This is a genomic window from Novosphingobium pokkalii, assembly GCF_014652855.1.
GTDB lineage: Bacteria > Pseudomonadota > Alphaproteobacteria > Sphingomonadales > Sphingomonadaceae > Novosphingobium > Novosphingobium pokkalii.
Map to the genome: position 1 here is coordinate 73,761 of NZ_BMZP01000005.1, position 22,342 is coordinate 96,102.

Annotated in this window: 15 protein-coding genes; 10 read left to right on the forward strand and 5 right to left on the reverse strand. The window is 66.5% G+C overall.

Annotation, left to right across the window (positions count from 1 at the left end; translation table 11 throughout):
* Positions 1-2: 2 nt before the first annotated feature.
* The 3 genes from IE191_RS07000 to IE191_RS07010 are packed head-to-tail and all read left to right on the forward strand — an operon-like array spanning position 3 to position 3,139.
* Positions 3-1,853, forward strand: a complete 1,851-nt coding sequence (locus IE191_RS07000) for an acetyl-CoA carboxylase biotin carboxylase subunit (RefSeq protein ID WP_191323655.1) — start codon at positions 3-5, stop codon at positions 1,851-1,853.
* Between the two features lie 3 nt (positions 1,854-1,856).
* On the forward strand, positions 1,857-2,309 hold the full coding sequence (locus IE191_RS07005; protein ID WP_191323656.1) for a MaoC family dehydratase: 453 nt from the start codon (positions 1,857-1,859) through the stop codon (positions 2,307-2,309).
* Positions 2,306-3,139 (forward strand): HpcH/HpaI aldolase/citrate lyase family protein, encoded by an 834-nt coding sequence (locus tag IE191_RS07010; protein WP_191323657.1) that lies wholly within the window; start codon positions 2,306-2,308, stop codon positions 3,137-3,139. The genes IE191_RS07005 and IE191_RS07010 overlap by 4 nt, the downstream gene beginning before the upstream one ends.
* On the opposite strand, the gene IE191_RS07015 is transcribed toward IE191_RS07010, so the two are convergent.
* The 3 genes from IE191_RS07015 to IE191_RS07025 form a co-directional block, all read right to left on the reverse strand.
* The gene (locus tag IE191_RS07015) at positions 3,136-4,263 is read right to left on the reverse strand and encodes an acyltransferase family protein (RefSeq protein ID WP_191323658.1); all 1,128 of its coding nucleotides are present in this window, start codon (positions 4,261-4,263) and stop codon (positions 3,136-3,138) included. The two genes, IE191_RS07010 and IE191_RS07015, sit on opposite strands and share 4 nt — an antisense overlap.
* Positions 4,256-6,526, reverse strand: coding sequence for an alpha-N-acetylglucosaminidase (locus IE191_RS07020; RefSeq protein ID WP_229815161.1), 2,271 nt, complete (start codon positions 6,524-6,526; stop codon positions 4,256-4,258). The genes IE191_RS07015 and IE191_RS07020 overlap by 8 nt, the downstream gene beginning before the upstream one ends.
* 82 nt (positions 6,527-6,608) lie before the next feature.
* Positions 6,609-9,335: a TonB-dependent receptor gene (locus IE191_RS07025; protein WP_191323660.1), complete on the reverse strand. Its 2,727-nt coding sequence runs from the start codon at positions 9,333-9,335 to the stop codon at positions 6,609-6,611.
* Positions 9,336-10,016: 681 nt separating this feature from the next.
* Here IE191_RS07025 and IE191_RS07030 point away from each other — a divergent pair.
* Genes IE191_RS07030 through nagE form a run of 4 tightly spaced genes read left to right on the forward strand, consistent with a single transcriptional unit; the run spans position 10,017 to position 16,505 of the window.
* Positions 10,017-11,051, forward strand: coding sequence for an SIS domain-containing protein (locus IE191_RS07030; protein ID WP_191323661.1), 1,035 nt, complete (start codon positions 10,017-10,019; stop codon positions 11,049-11,051).
* Positions 11,048-12,190, forward strand: coding sequence for an N-acetylglucosamine-6-phosphate deacetylase (nagA, locus tag IE191_RS07035; protein ID WP_191323662.1), 1,143 nt, complete (start codon positions 11,048-11,050; stop codon positions 12,188-12,190). Before IE191_RS07030 ends, nagA begins: the two co-directional genes overlap by 4 nt.
* A 53-nt stretch (positions 12,191-12,243) precedes the next feature.
* On the forward strand, positions 12,244-14,784 hold the full coding sequence (gene ptsP, locus IE191_RS07040; protein ID WP_191323663.1) for a phosphoenolpyruvate--protein phosphotransferase: 2,541 nt from the start codon (positions 12,244-12,246) through the stop codon (positions 14,782-14,784).
* Positions 14,781-16,505 (forward strand): N-acetylglucosamine-specific PTS transporter subunit IIBC, encoded by a 1,725-nt coding sequence (gene nagE, locus IE191_RS07045; protein WP_191323664.1) that lies wholly within the window; start codon positions 14,781-14,783, stop codon positions 16,503-16,505. Before ptsP ends, nagE begins: the two co-directional genes overlap by 4 nt.
* Positions 16,506-16,618: 113 nt before the next feature.
* Here nagE and IE191_RS07050 read toward each other — a convergent pair whose 3' ends face one another.
* The gene (locus tag IE191_RS07050; protein WP_191323665.1) at positions 16,619-17,374 is read right to left on the reverse strand and encodes a FadR/GntR family transcriptional regulator; all 756 of its coding nucleotides are present in this window, start codon (positions 17,372-17,374) and stop codon (positions 16,619-16,621) included.
* A 125-nt stretch (positions 17,375-17,499) separates the two neighbouring features.
* On the opposite strand from IE191_RS07050, the gene manD reads away from it, so the two are divergent.
* The 3 genes from manD to IE191_RS07065 all read left to right on the forward strand — a co-directional run bounded on the left by manD (position 17,500) and on the right by IE191_RS07065 (position 20,971).
* On the forward strand, positions 17,500-18,708 hold the full coding sequence (manD, locus tag IE191_RS07055; protein ID WP_191323666.1) for a D-mannonate dehydratase ManD: 1,209 nt from the start codon (positions 17,500-17,502) through the stop codon (positions 18,706-18,708).
* Between the two features lie 2 nt (positions 18,709-18,710).
* Positions 18,711-19,607 carry a sugar kinase gene (locus IE191_RS07060; protein WP_191323799.1) on the forward strand — a complete coding sequence of 299 codons (897 nt, stop codon included), beginning with the start codon at positions 18,711-18,713 and terminating at the stop codon, positions 19,605-19,607.
* A gap of 278 nt (positions 19,608-19,885) precedes the next feature.
* On the forward strand, positions 19,886-20,971 hold the full coding sequence (locus IE191_RS07065) for a CBS domain-containing anti-phage protein (RefSeq protein WP_191323667.1): 1,086 nt from the start codon (positions 19,886-19,888) through the stop codon (positions 20,969-20,971).
* A 32-nt stretch (positions 20,972-21,003) separates the two neighbouring features.
* On the opposite strand, the gene IE191_RS07070 is transcribed toward IE191_RS07065, so the two are convergent.
* The gene (locus IE191_RS07070; RefSeq protein ID WP_191323668.1) at positions 21,004-22,254 is read right to left on the reverse strand and encodes an MFS transporter; all 1,251 of its coding nucleotides are present in this window, start codon (positions 22,252-22,254) and stop codon (positions 21,004-21,006) included.
* Between the last annotated feature and the right edge of the window lie 88 nt (positions 22,255-22,342).

Below are 22,342 nucleotides of genomic sequence, written 5' to 3' on the forward strand. Positions count from 1 at the left end.
GCATGATCCAGTCCATCCTCATCGCCAATCGCGGCGAAATCGCCTGCCGGATCATCCGCACCGCCCGCTGCCTGGGCCTGCGCACCGTGGCCGTCCATTCCGAGGCGGACGCAAACGCCATGCACGTGCGCCTGGCCGACCAGGCCGTGGCCATCGGCGGCCCGGCCCCGCGCGATTCCTATCTGGTGGGCGAGCGGATCATCGCCGCCGCGCTGGAAACCGGGGCGCAGGCGATCCATCCCGGCTATGGCTTCCTTTCGGAAAACGCCGCCTTCGCCCAGGCAGTGATCGACGCTGGCCTCGTCTGGATCGGCCCGCCGCCCTCGGCGATTTCCGCCATGGGCCTGAAAGACGCGGCCAAGGCCTTGATGCAGCAGGCCGGGGTGCCGACCACGCCGGGCTATCTCGGCGAAGACCAGGATCCCGCGCGGCTGGCGCAGGAAGCGGCCAAGGTCGGCTATCCGGTGCTGATCAAGGCCGTGGCCGGCGGCGGCGGCAAAGGCATGCGCCTGGTCGAGCGCGCGGAGGACTTTGCCGACGCGCTGGCCTCGTGCCAGCGCGAGGCCGCCGCATCGTTCGGCAATGCCCATGTGCTGATCGAGAGATACATTCTCTCGCCCCGCCACATCGAAGTGCAGGTGTTTGGCGACAGCCACGGCCAGGTCGTCCACCTCTTCGAGCGCGATTGCTCGCTGCAACGCCGCCACCAGAAAGTGATCGAGGAAGCCCCTGCGCCGGGCATGGACGCGGCGACCCGCGCGGCCGTCTGCCAGGCCGCGGTGCGCGCGGCCCAGGCGGTGGGATACCAGGGCGCGGGCACGGTGGAATTCATCGCCGATGGATCGGAAGGCCTGCGCGCCGACCGCATCTGGTTCATGGAAATGAACACCCGGCTCCAGGTGGAACACCCGGTGACCGAGGCGATCACCGGCCAGGATCTGGTCGAGTGGCAGATCCGCGTGGCCAGCGGCGAGCCACTGCCCTGCGCGCAGGAAGACCTGCGCATCACCGGCTGGGCAATGGAAGCGCGGCTCTATGCCGAAGACCCGGCCAAGGGCTTCCTGCCCTCGATCGGGCGGCTCGATTACCTGCACTTCGGGACGGCGCCGGGCGGGCGGGTCGACACCGGCGTGGCGCAGGGTGACACGATCACCCCGTTTTACGATCCGATGGTGGCCAAAGTGATTGCCCATGGCCCCACCCGCGAAGAAGCGCGGCAGCGGCTGGCGGCCATGCTCGATGGCACCGCCGTCTGGCCGGTGCGCACCAACGCCGCGTTCCTGGTGCGCGCGCTGGCCCATCCGCAGTTCGTGGCCGGCACGGTCGATACCGGGGTGATCGGGCGCGACGGGGCGGCGATGGCCGAGGCGCTGCCGCCTTCCCCGGCAGCGCTCGCCCGTGCCGCCGCGCGGCTCATCGCGCCCAGCCTGGCGCCGGGCCTGCGCCTCAATGCCGCGCCGGCCCGCACCGGGCATTTCCTGCTCGATGGCGCGCCGATCGCCATTGCGCTGGATGGCACGCATGCCGCCACCGCCACACCGGAACGCGCGACGCTGGTGTGCGAAAGCGGCCAGGCCTGGCGGCTGGAGCCGTGGCACCACCAGGCCAGCGATGCCGCCAGCGCCGGCGATGGCGCGATCCTGGCGCCGATGCCGGGCCGCGTGATCGCGGTCGATGTGGCCCAGGGGCAGGCCGTGACCAAGGGGCAAAAGCTCTTGACGCTGGAAGCGATGAAGATGGAACACACCCTGCTTGCCCCGTTCGATGGCGTGGTCGAAGCGCTGCAAACCGAAGCGGGCGCGCAAGTGCAGGTCGATGCCCTGCTCGCCCGCATTGCCCATCAGGAGGCCTGAACCATGAGCGGACGCTTCTTTGCAGACTGGCAGGTGGGCGACCGGATCGAGCATCCGATCCGCCGCACCGTGACCGAGACCGACAACCTGCTGTTTTCGTGCATGACGCACAACCCGCAGCCGCTGCATCTCGATGCCGAAGCCGCGCGCGCCAGCGAATTCGGCCAGATCCTGGTCAACGGCACTTATACCTTCGCGCTGATGGTCGGCCTGTCGGTGGGGGAAACCACGCTGGGCACGCTCATCGCCAATCTCGGCTATGACCAGGTGGTCATGCCCGCGCCGGTGTTCATCGGCGATACGCTCCACGCCACCAGCGAAGTGGTGGAACTGCGCCCCTCGCGCTCGCGCCCCGGTGCCGGCATCGTGACATTTGCCCACGAACTGGTGAACCAGCGCGGCGAAGTGGTGTGCCGCTGCCGCCGCAGCGCGCTGATTGCCGGGGCACCGCAATGAAGCTGCGCTCGCTGCTGTTCGTGCCCGCCGACCGGCCCGATCGCTTTGCCAAGGCAGCGGCGAGCAGGGCAGACGCGGTGATTCTCGATCTGGAAGATTCGGTCGCCCTCGCCGCCAAGGACCAGGCGCGCGAGGCGGTGGCCGCGTTCCTCGCGACCGATCGCCCCTGCCCGGTGTTCGTGCGGGTCAATCCGCTGGAAAGCGGGCTGATTGCCGCCGATCTGGCCGCCGTGCTGCCGGGCCGCCCCGATGCCATCGTGCTGCCCAAGGCAGAAGGGGCGGAAAGCGTCGGCACGCTGCTGGCGCTGATGGGCGCGCAAGCCCTGCCGATCCTGCCGATCGCCACCGAAACCCCGGCAGCCGTGTTCGAGCTGGGCAGCTATGGCGATGTGCGCGCCGCGCTGCTCGGCCTCACCTGGGGCGCGGAAGACCTGCCTGCCGCGATTGGCGCTGCTACTGCGCGCGAGGCGGATGGGCGCTATACCGCGCCTTATGAACTGGTGCGCAGCCTCACGCTGTTTGGCGCGCACAAGGCGGGCGTGGCCGCGATCGAGACGGTCTATCCCGCCCTTGCCGATGCCGAAGGGCTCGCCGCCTATGCCGCCCGCGCGCGGCGCGATGGCTTTACCGGCATGATGGCGTTGCACCCTGCGCAAGTGCCGGTGATCAACCAGGCTTTTACCCCGACACAGGCCGAGATCGACCACGCGTGCCGGGTGGTGGCGCTGTTTGCCGCCGATCCGACGCTGGGCGTGGTGCAACTCGACGGCCGGATGATCGACCGCCCCCACCTCAAGCAGGCGCAAGCCGTGCTGGCCCGGCTGGATTAGGCCCGCAGGATCAGGCCCTTGCGGTCCATCGCCCAGCCGACCGCCCAGCACACCATGGTATAGGCCAGCGCGCAGAGCAGAGAGCCGACCGCGCCGGGCGCGAGCGACTGGAACAGCGCCTTGCCCACCCAGTCATAGACCCCGCCTTCGGGCGTGGGGATCAGGTTGAGCACGGTGACGAACAGCTCGGAAAAGAGGTAGATCGCCAGCGGGTTGCGCCCCAGGATCAGGAAGAAGCGGGTGCCTTCGCGCCGCCCGGCAAGCTCGATCACGGCGATGATCGCGGCCAGCGCCAGGCAATCGATGCCCAGCGTGAGCAGGACATAGGACCCGGTCCACAGCTTCTTGGCGATCGGGAACCAGGGTGACCAGGCCAGGCCCGCGCCGACCAGCGCCAGCCCGTACAGAGCCATGCGCCGCGTGGTGCGGGCAAGGTCCGCGCCGCGCTGCACCGCCAGGCCGGCAAGATAGCCACCCAGCACGTTGACGATCGCCGGCAGCGTGCCGAGCAGACCCTCGGGATCGAAGCCCGCGTCCTTCTTGTAGAGATGACCCGGCCCCAGCAGCCAGAGATCGAGATGGGTGCCGACGTTGCCATATTTGTCGAACGCCATGCCCGGCGCGCTCAGCCCGACCAGGATCGCCCAATAGCCCAGCAGCAGCACCGCGCCGACCGCCAGAATCTGCCGCACCGAAAGCCAGCGCACCAGCAGCCCGGCGGCCAGATAGCACAGTGCCAGGCGTTGCAGCACGCCCGGCACCCGCGTCAGCGCGAAAGGTTTCCACGTCCAGCCATCGGCGCCGTGCTGCACGAAGGGAAACCAGTACATCAGGTAGCCGAGCACAAAGATCACCGCCGCGCGCCGGACCAGGCGCAGCACATAGGGCGCGGTGTCCACCCGCTTGCGCAGGGCAAAGCTCATCGCGTTGCCCATGGCGAACAGGAAGCTCGGGAAAATCGCATCGGCCAGGGTAAAGCCGATCCACTTGGCATGGACCAGTTGCGGGAAGGCCGGCGCCCCCGGCCCGGCGGTGTTGACCAGGATCATCAGGAAGATGGTGATCCCGCGAAACACGTCGAGCGCGGTGAAGCGGCGGGTGGGCGATGGCGTATTGTCAGTCATGATCGGCCTCTGCCAGAACGCGGGCGACGGCGGCCGCCGGATCGGCCGGGGCCTGGCCTGGCCAGAGTTTGCCATCGCTGAGCCACTCCTGCTCGAACGCGCGGATGCGCGCCAGGCTGGCGGCTTCGTCAAAGGGACGGTGGGCAATGGCCGCCGCGCGCTGGTCTTCCAGGAACAGCGCCCAGCGCGGCCAGTAATAGCCGCGATAGAGACCCTGCCACGCGCGCGAGGCATAGTCGGACAAGTGCCCCGCCCCACCCCAGACCGTGACGACGGCCTTGGCCTGCGTCACGAAGCTGGCCTGCTCGGCTGGCGTCGTGCCATAGGCGCGGGCCTGCGCCAGCCACGAGCCGAGCGTTTCCTGCTGCCCGCCGATCAGCGCGTCGATATCGTGCGCCAGCGCCTTGGCGCGGGCCGCAGCGGCATCGCCCCGCGCCACATCCCCGGCGCGATAGGCGGCAACGGCGGCGGACAGGTCCTGATCCAGGCGCAGGCTGGCCTCGTGCCGGGCAAGGTCGACAATGTCATAGGCCAGCAGGCGCGGCCAGGGGCGCGGCGCGGCGGCGATCAGCGCGGCAAGCCCCTGATGCAGCGCCGCGCGATCGCCGGGCGCGGGAGGATAGTCCGCGCCCAGCAGGCTGGGCCGCTTGAACAGCAGATAGGCACCTGCCTCCTCCTGCCACCAGCGCGGCGACCAATAGCGCGTGGCATAGGCGCCGCGCACGATATCCTGCCATGCCGCGACGAGCGCCGGGCTGGCCGTGCCATAGCGCGCGCGCAGGTAGGGGCGCAGCCATTCGGCCAGCGGCGCCTGCGCACTCTGCCCCCAGGCCAGGTCATAGGCATAGGCGTAGACGATCGAATTGCTGTGCAGCCCTTCGGGAAACAGACCGAAACCGCGCAAGTGCCCTGCTTGCGGATTGCCAGCAAGCGCGCCCAGATCGCGGCGGTAGAACTCCAGGTCGCCATAGACCGGGTTGCTGCCGCCGTAATTGTGGACATAGCCATAGACCCAGTTCTTGCCGTCGAAAGCGTCGGTCCTGGCCCAGATGCCGGGATAGCGATCGTTGCCGATATCGAGGATCAGCATGCGCTCGTTTGGCACGCGGGACAGGAACGCGCGGATCGCCTCGGGCGTCCAGAACGTCTTGTCCGCGCCGAACAGCCAGCCCTGCATCACCCAGGTCGCCCGCGGCGCTGCGGCGGTGATCGAGGCATAGAGCCGCTCGCCATAGGCCGCCAGGCGCGCATCGCGCACTTGCGGCGGCAGCGCGGCGGCGCGGGTGGCGGCGGAATTGGCCGCGCTGTTGGCCGTGCTGTCGCCATAGCTGGCCTTGGCCGCATCGCTGCCGTCCTCGGCAATCGGCGGCACCATCTCGTTGAAAGCGTCGGCCAGGTAATATTCGCCCGGCCCATAGGTCTTGGTATAGATTTCGATGAAGCGCCGCGCGAGCTTGGCAAACAGCGGATCGGACGGATCGAGCCAGTAAGTGCCGGGAAAGCCTTCCCACGCCCGCATGCGATAGATCCGCGCCTCTGGGTGACGGCGGGCAAAGGCTTCGGGCACATAGCCGGAAAAGGCAGGCAGGATCGGCTTCATGCCCAGCGCCCGCATCCGCGCCAGGATCTGTCCTTGCAGGCGATGCTTGCGCGCGATCCAGGTGGCCGAAAGCGGCGCGCGATAGCCGGCGATATTGCCCATGCGCTGCCACGGCAGGAACGGCGCGGCGGAAAGGCTTGCGGCAATTTCGCCATCGGCCAGCCCGCTTTCGCGCCAGAGCTGCGCCCAGACGTATTCCTGACCTTCCATGGCGAGCGGCGTATCGACGCCGCGCGCGGCCATCAGGTCGATCTCGCGGCTCCACCGCGCCCAGTCCCACCAGGGCGAGGTATAGCCGAAGGTGCAGGTGTTGAGATAGGCGCGCAGGGCGAAGGGGGAAGTGACCGCGCCACTGTCCAGGTCGGGCAGCCCGCGCAGCGAGGCGTGGCGATCGCCTTCCCAGCTCAGCGAGAGGCGACCCTGGCGTTGCAGCACCTGCGCCAGGCCATGGACCAGCGCGACGGGGGAGGAACCGCGCGCCGCGATCCGGCCGTGATGAACGGTAACGCGGTAGCTGGGCTGGTCCGCGCGCTCCACGCGCAAATCCCAGCCTTGCGCGGGCAGGCCCAGGCGCACAAGCGCGGCCCGGGCGCTGTCGGCCGGCTGCGCCATGGCTGGACTGAGCGTCAGGCTCAGGCCAAAAGCAAAGGAAAGGGCGCGCATCGGCAGCATCGTTGGGCAAGACCCTTTGGAAATCGAAAAATACCGGGCCTGCGATGAAGCAGGCCCGGCAGGCAGGGTGAAATCAGAACTTCGTCGTGGCCGAAAGGTAATAGTTGCGGCCGGTGCGGCTGGCCATCTGGAAGACGGCGGCATTCTTGTAATAGGCGTCTTCGTGGCTGTTGTTGAGGTTGATGACCCCGGCAGTGAAGCTCAGGCTCTTGTTCCAGGTATAGCCCAGCGCCAGGTCCATCTGGGTGCGGGCGCGAACCACGTGGGTATAGCCATAGCCGGCGAAGAAGCTGTCGGCGTAGTCCTGCTCATAGGAACTGCGGTGGTTGACCGAAAGCCGCACGCTGAAGTGCTGGTTTTCCCAGTACGGCGTGAGGTTCCAGGTCAGCTTCGACAGGTTGCGCAAGTGGAAGCCATTGCCCAGCGTGACCGCGTCGGGATCGACCACGGTAATGTTGCCCGTCACGCCAAAGCCCTTGACCGGCAGGAACTGGTCAAAGCTTTGCGAAACGCCCAGTTCGACCCCGCGAATGTTGATCGTCTCGCTGTCATTGAGCACGCGGCTGAAGCTGTAGTCCGTGGTGCCATCGGCCGACGTGCATTCCGCCGCCGATCCGGTCAGCGTCACACCGTTGTACGAACCGGGGCAGAAGTACGACGTATAGGTGCCGTTCTTGATGCCCTTCCAGAAGCCGGCCAGCGTAATCGCGTTGCCGTTGCCGTAGTAGTATTCAAAGCTGACATCGACCTGGTTGGCGGTCAGCGGCTTGAGCAACTGCTCGCCATAGGCCACCGAGACATAAGGCCGGCTACCCGAACTCACCCCGGTGGTGATCGTATCGGCCATGATCGTGTTGGCATTGAGCAGCGGACGCACCAGCACCTTGGCCGCCGCCAGGCGCGCGACGAAGTGCTGCGTCACATCGAGCGAGAGGTTGAGGCTGGGCAGGACGTTGGAATAGTCCTGGATCGTGTGGGTCACGCCCAGCACCGCGTTGTTGCCGTCCACCTGGTTGCTGGTCACGTTCTGGTGGGTGTGTTCATAGCGCACCCCCAGGTTGCCGCGCAGGGTCTTGCCGAACAGCGTGGTATCCAGATTGGCCATGAGATAGGCCGCCGGGATATAGCGATCGACGCGATAGGTGTTGGACGGATCGGCCGTGGCGGGCACGTCGATGCCATGCTGCGTCAGGGTGGACTGCCAGGTGGCGGCATTGATTGCCAGGAAGCTGCTGGGCAGGCCCGACATCGAATTGCCCAGGAAGTTCGACACCAGGTTGCCCGTGGTGGTGATATCGGGGATCCAGGCGTATTCGGGATAGGTCGTCGTGTCTTCCACATCGCCGTCGCGATCGTGGCGATAGGCGTTGGTGGCAAAGCTTTCGTGGTGGAACTTGGCGCCCAGCACGACCGACTTGAGCAGGCCCTGGCCCAGATCGCGCGTCACGTCGAGTTGGCCGGCGGCTTCCTTGGCGGTGTCGAAGTGATAGGCGCCATCGACGAAGGCAAACCAGGTGCGGTTGGCCGTTGTATATTGCGCGCCGCTGGTCAGGCTGCTGATCGACCACTTGACGTTGCTGGGGTTGGTCATGTCCAGCGTGGCCGCGCCCATGCCCACTTCGTCGATCGAGGCCCATTCATAGCGATGCGCGGTGCCCACGGTGTAGTGGCCGATCGCCTTGATGTGCCAATCGTCCGTGGGGTTCCAGCGCGCGGTCAGGGTATAAGCCTGGGTTTGCAGATCGCGCCGTTCGAGCTGGTCGTTGTTGTCCATGCCCACGCTGGCCACCGCGATGCTGTCGGCAATGCCGGCCGTGACGTGGTTGACGGTGATGTTGCTGGCGCCGAACTTGCCGAAGACCAGTTGCTGCGTGTCATACGTGGTATGATCACGCGAGAATTCGCCCTGGAACAGCAAGTCGAACTTTTCGCTGGGGCGATATTCCAGCGCGCCCGAGGCCATGAGCTGCTCGGTGTTGCGATCGATGCGGCGATAACGCAGGCGGTTGGGCGATTCCACCGTGGAACCGTCGCTGGCCGTCACATCGGTCCAGCGGTCGATGAACAGATAGTCGCCGCGATCCTGCAACTTCTGGTACCCGAGATTGACCATCACCCCGATGGTGCCATCGGCAAAGCTGTCGACATAGGCGCCGCCCAGCTTCGGCGTGAACTTGCCGCCGCGATAGGCGGAGTTGTAGCCCTTGGCAGTCAGCGTGAAGCGCGAGCCCTTGTAGTCGAGCGGGTGGACCGTCTCGATGTTGACCGTGCCGGACAGGCCGCCGGTGTCCATGTCGGCGGTGGGCGACTTGATCACCTGGATGCCGCTGGCCATGTCGGTCTGGATGATGTCGTAGCGGAAGCCGTCGAGGAAGTCGGCGCTGGCAAAGGTCTGGCCGTTGACCGTGGTGCGGGCATATTGCGCGCCCAGGCCGCGAATGCTGATCGTGGAACCGCGCCCGTTGATGTTGGACATCTGCACGCCGGCGATGCGCTGGATCGCCTCGGTAATGTTTTCGGCCGGAAACTTGCCAATGTCTTCAGACGAGATGCCGTCGGAAATACGGATGTCCTTGCGCTTGGTATCGAGCGCAGACTTGATGCTGGAGCGAAAGCCGGTGACGGTAATGCCCGGCGCTTCCCCGGCCGAGCCATCCCCCACCGAGCCATCTGCGGGAAGCGACGCAGGCGCCGCTTCTGCGGCTTGCGCCAGCGCTGGCATAGCCAGGACAAAAAGACCGGCACTGCTGAGCAGCGCGATTTTGGCGGCAAATTGGTATCTATCGACCAAACGCGTCATGAAACAAACCCCCTCATAAAATGTGCCTTGAAGGCCCGCTCCATGCCGGGCCTGGTACCGAACACGATCCCCCCTGTTGGGGTGTTGAGACGAAACTCACGTCGTTTTGATACCATTGTCAAGCGCAATATATGACAAAACCTGTCTCAGCGGCCCAAGTTTTGTATTGACCTTGATGCAAGCGCCACTTGATTGGCCAGACCGCGAAACGCAAAATTCGCTCTACGCAGGAATAGGTTTATCGGCCAAAATCAGCAGTCTAAACACTGATTAAAGACGATTTTTTGACGGCACAAGAGGGATGGCCACAACAGGCTGTCGAGCAAGCCAGCCCGACTCAGAAAAATTTTACCAAACCAATCTAGACTTGTTTGGCCTTACCAACCATCATCCATCTGACAGGCCGATCGCGAATCACTGCAAGTTCGAAAAAATACCTATTTGCTACCATTGCATCCATTCGTCCGGCATGTATAACCAACCCGTCCTGCCAGGCCGCAGCATGCCCTCGCTCGCCACCCACGCCGTGGTATCGCAAAGGGATTGCCGGGGCACGCCCGCAGGACACGCGACGCAGCACGATCCTATCGTTAAACCAACCCGAAAGGTTATTGCGTGGAGGCCAAGTTGATCACGCCCTCGAGTTCACCTGACACGGGCGCTGCTGCCACCGCCACTTGGATGCATCGCGAAGCGGCCGAGGCCGGCGCGGCCGTGGCACGGTTCATGGCGCACAATGTCCAGGCCCTGGCCGATCTTGGCGCGCGGCTGCGGGCAGCGCCCCCCGCGCTGGTGCTGACCTGTGCGCGCGGCTCGTCGGACCATGCCGCCACGTATGCCAAGTACATGATCGAGACCCTGCTGGGCGTGCCCACGGCTTCGGCAGCGTTTTCCACCGTCTCGCTCTATGACGCGCCGCTGCGCGCGGATGGCGCCAACCCGCCGCTGTGCATCGCCATCTCGCAATCGGGCCACAGCCCGGACATGCTCGCCACGGTGGAACGCTACAAGGCGTCGGGCGCGATGGTCGTGGCTCTGGTCAACAACGACCAGTCGCCGCTGGCGCAATTGGCCGACGTGCCCCTGCCGCTCTGCGCAGGGCCGGAAATCTCGGTGGCGGCAACCAAATCGTTCATCACCTCGCTCGCCGGTATCGCCGCACTGGTCGCCGCGTGGAGCCAGGATGAGGCGCTGACCGCAGCCCTGCCTGGCCTGCCTGTCGCGCTCGACCAGAGTTTTGCCCTCGATTGGCAGGCGGCGCAGGCCGGCCTGCAAGAGGCCACCAACCTGTTCCTGATCAGCCGTGGCTATGGCCTGTCGATCGCCCAGGAAGCCGCGCTCAAGCTCAAGGAAACCAGCGGGTTGCATGGCGAGGCGTTCAGCTCCGCCGAAGTCCGCCACGGCCCCATGGCGATCGTCCGCGATGGCTTCCCGGTGCTCGGCTTCGACATCGGCGGCCAGGCCGGGGCCGACGTGCGCCAGGTCTGCGCCGACTTTGCCGAGCGCGGCGCGCAGGTCTTCCTCGCCACGGCGGAGCCGGACGCCGTTGCCGCTGCTCCTGGCCTGACGCTGCTGCCTGCCCTGGCGGCGGACGAGGCGATTGCGCCGCTGCTGCGCATCGCGAGCTTCTATCGCATGGTCAATGCGCTATCCCTGTCGCGCGGGTTCAACCCTGACGAGCCCCCGTTCCTGGCGAAAGTGACGCGCACGCGATGACGGTCCTGGCCTTTACCAACGGGCACATCCTGCTGGGCGACACCACGGCCAACGCCGCCCAGTTCACGCTCGACAACGGACGCATTGCCGCGATCGATGCCACCGGCTCGCTGTCCCCGGACGTCGCCCCGATCGATCTGGCGGGTGGCTGGCTGCTGCCCGGCTTCGTCGACAGCCAGGTCAACGGCGGTGGCGGCGCGTTGCTCAACAACGCGATCACCGTGGCGGCGCTGGAAACGATCGCCCGCGCCCATGCCCGCTTTGGCACGACCACGCTGATGCCAACGCTGATCACCGACACGCCGGCGGCCATCTCGGCCGCGCTCGACGTGGTGGACATGGCGATTGCCCAGGGCATGCCCGGCATTGCCGGCCTGCACATCGAAGGGCCGTTCATCAACGCGGTGCGCAAGGGCATTCACGATCCCGCGCTGATCCGCCGGCTTGATGAGGATCTGCTGGCGCAGCTGTGCCGCCCCCGGCGCGGCAAGGTGATGCTGACCATCGCGCCCGAGCAGGTGGACCCGGCTGGCCTGGCGCGCCTGCGCGCGGCAGGCGTGATCGTCAGCGCCGGCCACACCAATGCCACGTTTGCGGAGGCGCAGGCCGGCTTTGCCGGCGGCGTGACCGGGGTGACCCACCTGTTCAACGCCATGTCGCCGTTGCAGCACCGCGCGCCGGGCATGGTCGGCGCCGCGCTGCTCGACGATGCGGTGTGGTGCGGGATCATTGCCGATGGCGTGCATGTGGCCGCCCCGGCGCTGGAAATCGCGCTGCGCATGAAAGGCGTCGATCGCCTGATGCTGGTGACCGATGCCATGCCCAGCGTGGGCATGAGCGACGGTTCGTTCCTGCTCAACGGGCGGACGATCACCGTGACCGATGGCGTCTGCCAGGACGAAAACGGCACGCTCGCCGGCTCCAGCTTGGATATGGCCGGCGCCGTGCGCAACATGGTGGCCCTGACCAGCGCCGACGTGGCCATGGCCAGCCGCATGGCCAGCCACACTCCGGCCGCGTTCCTCGGGCTGGATGCCGAGATCGGCACGCTTACCCAGGGACGGCGGGCAGACATGGTGTGGCTGGATGCGGCGCTGCAACCCGTGCAATGCTGGATCGGCGGAACCACGATGATCTGACTTGTCCCTTGCCCACCCGTGATAGCGACGCCTGAAGAAAGCCGATCCTGCCGATGTCCAGCCTGATCCTTGCCGCGCCGTTCGATGGCTGGCTCTCTCCGCTCGACGACGTGCCCGATGCCGTGTTCGCGCAGCGCCTGCTGGGCGATGGCGTGGCGATCGATCCGCTGGACGGCACGCTGCACGCCCCGGCAGCGGGCACGGTGGTTTCGCTCCACGCCGCCGGTCATGCGATCACGCTGCGCCTGGACGGGGGGGTGGAAGTGCTGATGCACATCGGGCTGGAAACGGTACGCCTGGGCGGTGAAGGTTTCGTGGCCCATGTTCGCGCCGGGGATCGCGTGGTCGCCGGCCAGCCGCTGATCACGGTGGACCTGGGCGCCGTTGCCCCGCGCGTCAAAAGCCTGGTGACGCCGATCGTGTTGACCGAAACGGCGGGCCATGCGGTGATCGAGCAGGCCGCGCCGGGCCGCATCACGCGCGGCGCGCCGCTGCTGGTGCTGGCCCCCGCCGCCACGAAGGCCGACAGCAAGGCCCAGGCCTTTGTGCCAGCCGCGCAAGTGACCTTGCGCCTGCCGCTGGCGCACGGGCTCCACGCTCGCCCGGCCGCACGGCTGGCCGAGCTGGCGCGCAGCTATGACGCCGATGTGCGGATCGTGCCTGCCGCCACGCCCGATGCCGCGCCGTGCCGCCTGCGCAGCCCCAGCGCGATCATGGCGCTCGGCCTGCGCCACGGCGATGCGATGATCGTGATGGCCAGCGGCCCGGCAGCCCAGGCGGCGATCGATGCGCTCGCCGATCTGATCGAGACCGGCATGGGCGAACTGCGCCCGCTGGACCAGGCGCCCGCTCCGGCGGCAGCACCTGCCCCGGCGGCCACCGTTCCATCTGCTCCGCTGCAAACCGGCGACCGGCTGATCGCGGTCACGGCCGCCGCCGGCTATGCCATCGGCCAGGCCGCCTGGCTCGAACGCCCCGAACCGCCGCGCGCAGAGGCAAGCGACGGAGCAGCGGCCGAACGCGCCCGCTTTGCCCAGGGCCGCGCTGCGCTCGCCGCCGATCTCGATGGCCGCGCGCAAGCCCAGGAGGGCAGCGAACAGGCCGGCATCCTGATCGCGCATCGCCAGTTGCTGGACGACGAGGACATTCTCGACGCGGTCGACGACGGCATTGCGCGGGGCGAGAGCGCCAGCCAAGCCTGGCACGCGGTAATGCAGGCCCGCGCCGCCGCGCTGCGCGCCGCGCCCGATCCGCACATTGCCCAGCGGGCCGACGATTTCGTCGATCTGGAATGGCAGTTGCAGTGGCACCTGGCCGGCCAGACGCCGCCGCCCGTGGCCTTGCCCGATGCGGCTATCGTCATCGCCCGCGATCTCGTTCCTTCGCAAGTTGCCGCGCTTTCTGCCGGGCAGGTTGCCGGGCTGGTCACCGCGCAAGGCGGCCCCACGTCGCACGTGGCGATCATCGCGGCCAGCAAGGGCATTCCCGCCCTGGTCGCCGCCGGCCCGCGCGTGCTGTCGATCGCGCCCGGCACGCCGCTACTGCTCGATGCCACCGGCGGCATGCTGACAGTCGATCCCGACGCGACCACCTGGGCTGCCGCCCAAGTCGAGGCCGACCGCCGCGCCGCGCGCAAGGCCGCCGCACAGGCCGCTGCCGGTGAAGAAGGCCGCACCCGCGATGGCTTGCGCATCGAAGTCTGCGCCAACCTGGGCAAGCGCAGCGAAGCCGCACCCGCCGTGGCCTCCGGGGCCGAAGGCTGCGGCCTGCTGCGCACCGAGTTCCTGTTCCTCGACCGCGCCAGCGCGCCCAGCGAAGACGAGCAGGCCGAAGACTATACTGCGATTGCCCAGGCGCTCGATGGCCGCCCCCTGATCATCCGTCTGCTCGATATCGGGGGCGACAAGCCCGCGCCCTATCTGCCGATCCCGGCCGAGGAAAACCCGGCACTGGGTCTGCGCGGCATTCGCGTGGGGCTGGCCCAGCGCGAGATGCTGGTGCCGCAATTGCGCGCCGTGCTGCGTGCCGGGGCGCATGGGCCTGTCAAGGTGATGGCGCCGATGATCGCGCGGGTGGACGAATTGCGCAGCGTGCGCGCCGCGCTCACGGCCGAAGCGGCCAGCCTGGGCCTGCCCATGGTGCCGCTGGGCGTGATGGTGGAAACCCCGGCGGCGGCCGTCATGGCCGATGCGCTGGCGGCCGAATGCGATTTCCTGTCGATCGGCACCAACGATCTCACGCAATATGCCCTCGCCATGGATCGCGGCAACCCTGCCGTCGCCGGCAGCATCGACGGGCTGGACCCGGCCGTGCTGCGCCTGATCGGGTTGTGCTGTGAAGGGGCGGAAAGCCACGGCAAGTGGGTGGGCGTTTGCGGCGGCCTTGCGTCCGATCCGCTCGCCGTGCCGATCCTGATCGGCCTGGGCGTGACCGAGCTTTCGGCCGCGCCGGCCATGGTGCCGGAAATCAAGGCGCTGGTGCGCGCGCTGTCCAGCCAGGATTGCCGCGCCCTGGCGCTCGAAGTGCTCCAGGTTTCCACGGCGGCGCAAGTGCGCGTGCTGGCAACACAGATGATCGAGGGAGTGGGCCGGTGAACAACGCGCTGCAACATCTGCAAAGCCTGGGCCGCGCGCTGATGCTGCCCATCGCCGTGCTGCCGGTCGCGGCGCTGCTGCTGCGGCTCGGCCAGCCCGACCTGCTCGGGCTCGATTTCGTCAGCGCGGCGGGCAATGCCATGTTCGCCAACCTGGGCCTGCTGTTTGCGATCGGCGTGGCCACGGGCTTTGCCAAGGATGGCAATGGCGCCGCGCCGCTGGCCGGCGTGGTCTGCTTCCTGGTCGCCACCGAAGGGGCCAAGGCCCTGCTGCAAGTGCCGGCAGACGTTACCGCCGGCGTGCCGCAGACGGCGCTGGCCGCCGTCACCGCCGCCTGGCGCAGCGCGCAGGTCGATCATGTCGCGGTACCGCTCGGCATTGTCTCAGGCATCGTCGGGGGCTTGGGCTACAATCGCTTTTCGGGCGTCAAGCCGCCGGAATATCTCGCCTTCTTCGGCGGCCGCCGATTCGTGCCGATCATCTCTGGCCTGGCCGGGGTGGCGCTCGCGGGCCTGCTCGGCGCGTCGCTGGGCGGCATCAATGCCGGTGCCAACGCCGCGAGCCAGGCGGCCTTGGCCAGCGGCGGCGTGGGCCTGTTCATCTTCGGCCTGCTCAACCGCCTGCTGCTGGTGACCGGGCTGCACCACATTCTCAACAACATCGCCTGGTTCGTGCTCGGCGATTTCCATGGCACCACGGGCGACCTCCGCCGCTTCTTCGCCGGCGATCCCACCGCCGGGGCGTTCATGAGCGGGTTTTTCCCGGTGATGATGTTCGGCCTGCCCGCAGCGTGCCTGGCGATGTATCACAGCGCCCGGCCCGAACGGCGCAAGGCCACCGGCGGCATGCTGCTGAGCCTTGCGGCAACCTCGTTCCTCACCGGCGTGACCGAGCCGATCGAGTTCAGCTTCATGTTCCTGGCGCCGCTGCTCTATGCGCTGCACGCCGTGCTCACCGGCGCCGCCATGGCGCTGATGGCCGCGTTGGGCGTGCATCTGGGCTTTGGCTTTTCGGCCGGGCTGTTCGACTATGTGCTGAATTTCTCCAAGGCGCAGAAGCCATTGCTGCTGATCCCGGTCGGCCTGGCCTATGCCGGGGTCTATTACGGGGTGTTCCGCTGGGCCATCGTGCGGTTCGATCTGAAAACGCCCGGGCGCGATGATCTGCCCACGGCGAGCGCCGGCGCCCCGGTGCTGGTGGGCGAACGCGGCCAGGCCTTTGCCATGGCACTGGGCGGCGCTGCCAATCTGGTGGAAGTGGGTGCCTGCACCACGCGGCTGCGCCTGGTCGTGGCCGATCAGGCCGTGGTGGACGAAGCCGCGCTGCGCGCCTTGGGCGCCAAGGGCCTGATCCGCCCCTCCCCCCGCGCGCTGCAAGTCGTGCTGGGGCCGCAGGCAGACCAGGTCGCGGTGGAAATCCGCGCGGCGATGGGCGCCCCGGCGCCAGTGCCAGCCCCTGCCGTTACCGAAAACTCCGCCCCGGCCTTCGCCCGCACCATCGATCCCGCTGCCGTGCCCCCGGCATTGGCGCAGGCCCTTGGCGGCGCCGCCGCGCTGGCGGCCAGCCAGACCGTGCATGGCCGCCTGCTGCTGCCCGCCGGAACCGTGGTGGACGAAACCGCGCTTGTCGCGCTGGGCGCGCGCGGCGTGGTGGCCACCGCCGCCGGTCCGCACGTGCTGTTTGCCGAAGACACGCTCGGCCCATGGTGCCTGTCGCGCTAGAATCGCTGGTGTTCGGCAGGACCCCAGGGCAAGCCCGGGGCGACGAACTGCCCATTGAATTCCAAAACTTTAATGTCGCCCCGGACTTGATCCGGGGCCCCGCACCGCCCCCTTTAGGCCGTGGCGCGGGCATAGCGGGTGCGCTTGGCGGCGATGGCGCGGCGCGCTTCCTCAAGGGCGCGTTCCTCGGTGGCGAAGAGCAGGCCTTCGATCACGGCGGACAGATGCGTGCGCATCGCCGCGCGGGCCGCAGCCGGATCGCGCGCGCGCAGGGCCTGGAAAATCGCGGTATGTTCCTCGACCACCGGCTTGATGTTGGCACTGCGCGCCTTCTCGTGCATCAGCGCCGCTTCGGGCGAGCTGGCGCGCAAGGCCCAGAGATTCTCCACCGCCTTGAACACCGCCGTGTTGCGCGTGGCGCGCGCGATGGCCAGGTGAAACGCGCGGTCGGCACGGTCGGTGCCATTGGGATCGAGATTTTCGACCGCGATCTGGTGCAGCAGGGCCTCGATTTCCGCCAAGTCCTCGTCCGTCACTTGCGTCGCGGCAAGCGCGGCCGCCTCGCTTTCAAACAGCAGGCGCGCCTCGGTCACTTCAAACGCGGTGGCGTCGAAACCGGGCGCGTCCTCGCTGCCGGGCAGGCGCAGGACATAGGCGCCCGAGCCGATGCGCACTTCCACCAGCCCCTGCACTTCAAGCGCGATGATCGCCTCGCGCACGGTGGGGCGGCTGACGTTGAAGCGCGCCGCCAGGTCGCGTTCGGCCGGCAGGCGCGAGCCCACCGGATAGTCGCCCCGCGCCAGTTCCTCGATCAACAGCCGGGCCAGGTCCTGGTACAGCCGGTCGTTGCCCTGCTTCTCCTGCGTCATCGCGGTTGTTTTTCGCCTTTCGTGCACCGGTAATTGGTATTACCACTTTTCTGAAACTTGACAGGCCTTTTTCGGTCAGCCAATCCGGCCTTACCACATTCGCCTGCGAAGACGCGAGGTTTATCATGAAAATCACCGCCGCCCGGGTCATCGTGACCTGCCCTGGCCGCAATTTCGTCACGCTCAAGATCGAGACGGACCAAGGGGTCTATGGCATCGGCGACGGCACGCTCAACGGGCGCGAGCTTTCGGTGGTAGCCTATCTCGAAGAGCATGTGATTCCCTGCCTGATCGGCATGGACCCGCGCCGCATCGAGGATATCTGGCAATATCTCTATCGCGGTGCCTATTGGCGGCGCGGCCCGGTGACCATGCGCGCCATCGCCGCGGTGGACATGGCGCTGTGGGACATCAAGGCCAAGATGGCCGGCATGCCGCTCTATCAGTTGCTCGGCGGGCGCAGCCGCGACGGGATCATGGTCTATGGCCATGCCAACGGCTCCGACATCGCCGAAACGGTGGAGGCGGTGGGCCAGTACATCGACATGGGTTACAAGGCGATCCGCGCCCAGACCGGCGTGCCCGGCATCAAGGACGCCTATGGCGTGGGCCGGGGCAAGCTGTTCTATGAACCGGCCGATGCCGCGCTGCCCTCGGTCACCGGGTGGGACACGCGCAAGGCGCTCAACCACGTGCCCAAGCTGTTTGAAGAACTGCGCAAGACCTATGGTTTCGACCATCACCTGCTGCACGACGGGCACCACCGCTATACCCCGCAAGAAGCGGCCAACCTGGGCAAGATGCTGGAGCCGTTCCAGTTGTTCTGGCTGGAAGACTGCACCCCGGCGGAAAACCAGGAAGCGTTCAAGCTGGTGCGCCAGCACACCACGACGCCGCTGGCCGTGGGGGAGATCTTCAACACGATCTGGGACGCCAAGGACCTGATCCAGAACCAATTGATCGACTATATCCGCGCGACGGTGGTCGGCGCGGGCGGCCTTACCCACTTGCGCCGCATTGCCGACCTTGCCAGCCTCTACCAGATCCGCACCGGCTGCCACGGCGCGACCGACCTTTCGCCGGTGACCATGGGCTGCGCGCTGCATTTCGATACCTGGGTGCCCAATTTCGGCATTCAGGAATACATGCGCCACACCCCGGAAACCGACGCCGTGTTCCCGCACGATTACTGGTTCGAGAAGGGCGAGCTGTTCGTTGGCGAAACCCCCGGCCATGGCGTGGACATCGACGAAGACCTCGCCGCCAAGTATCCCTACAAGCCGGCCTACCTGCCCGTCGCCCGCCTGGAAGACGGCACGATGTGGAACTGGTGAGCATGGGCGCGCCGGCCGGGCACATCGTCTGCCTGGGCGAAGGCATGCTGGAATTGACCGGGGCGGACGACAGTTTCCGCCTCGGCCACGGCGGCGACACGCTCAATACCGCGATCCACCTGGCGCGCGCCGGGCATGACGTGGCGTTTTTCAGTGCGCTGGGCACCGATCCCTTCAGCGCCCGCCTGCGCGCCGCCTGGGTGCAGGAAGGCGTTGACGACCGCCTGATCCTCACCCACCCCACGCGCGGCGCGGGGCTCTATGCCATCACCACCGACGCGCAGGGCGAGCGCAGCTTCACCTATTGGCGCGACACCAGCGCCGCGCGCGCCCTGTTCGCCCTGCCCGGAACGGCGCAGGCCGTGGCCGAGGTCGCCCAGGCCCGGCTGCTCTATTTCTCGCTGATCTCGCTGGCGATCCTGCCCGAGGCGGGGCGCGAAGCGGTGCTGGCGCTCGCCGCGCAAGTGCGCGCCCATGGTGGCGACGTGGCGTTTGACAGCAACTATCGCCCGCGCCTGTGGGAAAGCGCGCAAGCCGCGCAGACCTGGCACGCCCGCGCCATCGCCGCCGCCAGCATCGGCCTGCCCACCCTGGAAGACGAAACCGCCCTCACCGGCGAAACCGCCCCCGCCACCGTCGCCACCCGCTGGGCCGCTCTCGGCTGCCCGCGCACGGTGGTGAAAGCCGGCCCGGAAGGCGCGCGACTGCCCGGCGGCACCATCGTGCCCCCGCCCGCCCGCCTCAATCCGGTGGACACCAGCGGCGCCGGCGACGCCTTCAACGCCGGCTTCCTCGGCGCCGTGATGCATGGCGCCAGCGATGCCGAAGCCGCACTGGCCGGCCACGCCTGCGCCGGCTGGACGATCATGCGCCAGGGGGCGATACCAGCGCGAGATTGAGGGGTAAACGAATGGGAACGCAGAAAATACGCTCCCATTGAGGAGCAACTGTAGTTTTGCAAAAATCAAGCACATTGCGCATAAAATTTTTAATCCTGAATTTTCGGATATCAAATTCCATTAGCCTCTAATTCTGTCATAGCCGTAAAGCGCCGTACCCCAAAATTTCTGAGAATTAGATCTTTACAAAACACACCTAGTCGATCTAGCCATTCGAGAAACCGACCAAGCATCGTGTCGGGTCTAAATTCGGTTGTCTACGAATTGAGAGCGACGTAATGGATGATGTCATAATTGATAATGAAACACAGCCAGATAAATTAATAATCATTCGCGATACACTGCGAGCAGGCCGGGCCGTAAATCCGGTCACTGTGCGTGAATTCCTTTCTTGGTTCGGTGCAAAGCGCCGAGGGGTCGCGATTGTTTCATGGATTCGTGAAGAGCTAGCATCATCGCAGCTTGCCACCATTCCAGATTTTGAGGAGCCTTGGATCGATGGATTGATTGCGTTTCGCCTTGTTAGCGAAGACAATGCACAGGGTGATGCCGCAGCAAGCTCCACCGGCCTGGCCGAAGGCGTTGTGCTTTTTACGTCAGACGAAGCGGAACCGGGACCTACGTGGGAGCACCGAGAGGCAAGCTACCGGCTCAGTCGCTTCCAAGCGGCGAACAAACCGGTTGTTTCAGTTACTCCGGAAACCAGCCTACAAAAGGCTGTGACAATTATGATGCTTAACGACTTCAGCCAACTACCTGTGATGGTGGGCGAGAGGGACGTAAAAGGCGTGGTAACTTGGTCGTCAATCGCAATGCGCTTGGTAGTCGGTGAAATGTCTGAGCGCCTCATTGACTACACAACTAAACCGATAGTTCTCGAAACGGATGCATCAATTTTTGAGGCTATCGAAGAAATTGTTCGGCATGATTTTGTGCTAGTTCGTGATCGCGAACGCCGTATTGTTGGCATCGTCACCGCAGCTGATCTTAGCCTTCAATTTCGAGCGCTGTCTGAACCCTTCCTTTTGTTAAGCGAAATTGAAACGCATGTGCGTAACATTATCGGACAGACGTTCACCGTCCAAGAATTGGTCGCCGCCCGCGATCCTGCCAGCGCACACGATGTCAACTCAGTTGCTGATCTAACGTTCGGAGAATATGTAGTATTACTACGCAATCCCTCGAACTGGAACCGCCTCGGCATAGTTATTGACCGCACCGCGTTCTGCGAGCAACTTGATAAGGTACGCAACATTCGTAACCAAGTAATGCATTTTGATCCCGATGGCCTTGACGATGCTGATATTAAAATATTGCAAGAATTTTCAGCATTTCTGAAGAGAATTGAAGAGATTAGCTTATAATTTAATTAGGCTAGTCAATGCGGCCTGCCCGCTCACCGCCCGCGCAACAGCGCCCACAGCGCCGCCGTGCCGACCACGTCGAGCGCGGCCAGGGCCACGAACAGCGGGTTGTAGCCCCAGGCGTCGGCGCTCTGGCCGATCAGCAGGGTGAACAGCATGCCACCGATCCACGCGGCCGAGCCGGCCATGCCGCTGGCGGTACCGACGGTGCGCGGCTCGAACACGTCGGCGCACAGGGTGATCAGGGCGCCGTTGAGCATCTGGTGGGCAAAGCCGCCCACGCAGAACAGGGCGATGGCCATGCCCGGCGAGGTGGCGAGGCCGATGCAGGCCGGGCCGACCATGCACAGTGCGCCCAGGGTCATGGTCAGCTTGCGCGAGACCAGCAGCCCCGCGCCGCGCCGCATCAACCAGGGCGGCAGCAGCCCGGCAACCAGGCTGCCGAGGTCGGCCGCGAGGAACGGCAACCAGCTCCACACCGCGATGGCTTTGAGGTCCAGGTGCCAGGCGGCGACGAGATAGAGCGGGATGAAGAAGTTGAACGTCTGCCACGCCGGTTCGGAAAGGAAGCGTGGCACGGCAATGGCCCAGAACGCACGGGTGCGCAGCACCTGCCCGCGCGTGGTCGGGGCCTGGTCGCTGGCCGCCTGCGCCTGCCCCTCCTCGATCACCGCGCGTTCTTCGGACGAAAGGCGCGGATGCTCGGCCGGGCTGCGATAGCCCCACCACCACAACGCGGCCCAGGCAAGGCTGAGCGTGCCGGTGGCGAAGAACGCCGCTTTCCAGTTCCACGCCAGGATGCAGAACGCCACCAACGGCGGAGCCACCATGTTGCCCAGGCTGGTGCCCATCTGGAACACGCCCGTGGCCAGCGGCCGCTCGCGCGCGGGGAACCATTCGGCCACCGTCTTGGCCCCGGCGGGAATCGCGGCCGCCTCGCTCGCGCCCAGCAGGCCGCGGAACACGGCCAGGCTCTGCCACCCCGTGGCCAGCCCGTGGGCCATGTTGGCCAGCCCCCAGCCAACCGCGAAGAGCAGGAAGCCAAGCCGCGTGCCCAGCGCGTCGAGCACCGCCCCGGCCACGCTCTGCATCACGGTATAGCTGCCCTGGAACGCCAGCACGACCCAGCTGTATTGCTGCGTCGTCATCCCGAATTCCGCCTTCAGCGTGGGCGCGGCGACCGACAGCGTGGAGCGGGCGAGATAGTTGAGAATCGTGCCCAGGGTGACAAGGCCGATGATCCACCAGCGCAGCGGAAGGCGGGACGGCGTGAAACGGGGCATCGGCTCTCCAGCGCATAATTGGTCTGACCTGTTTCTAGCCTTGGCATGTGCCGGCTGGCAAGCCAAACCTTTTCATGCTGTTCAGGCG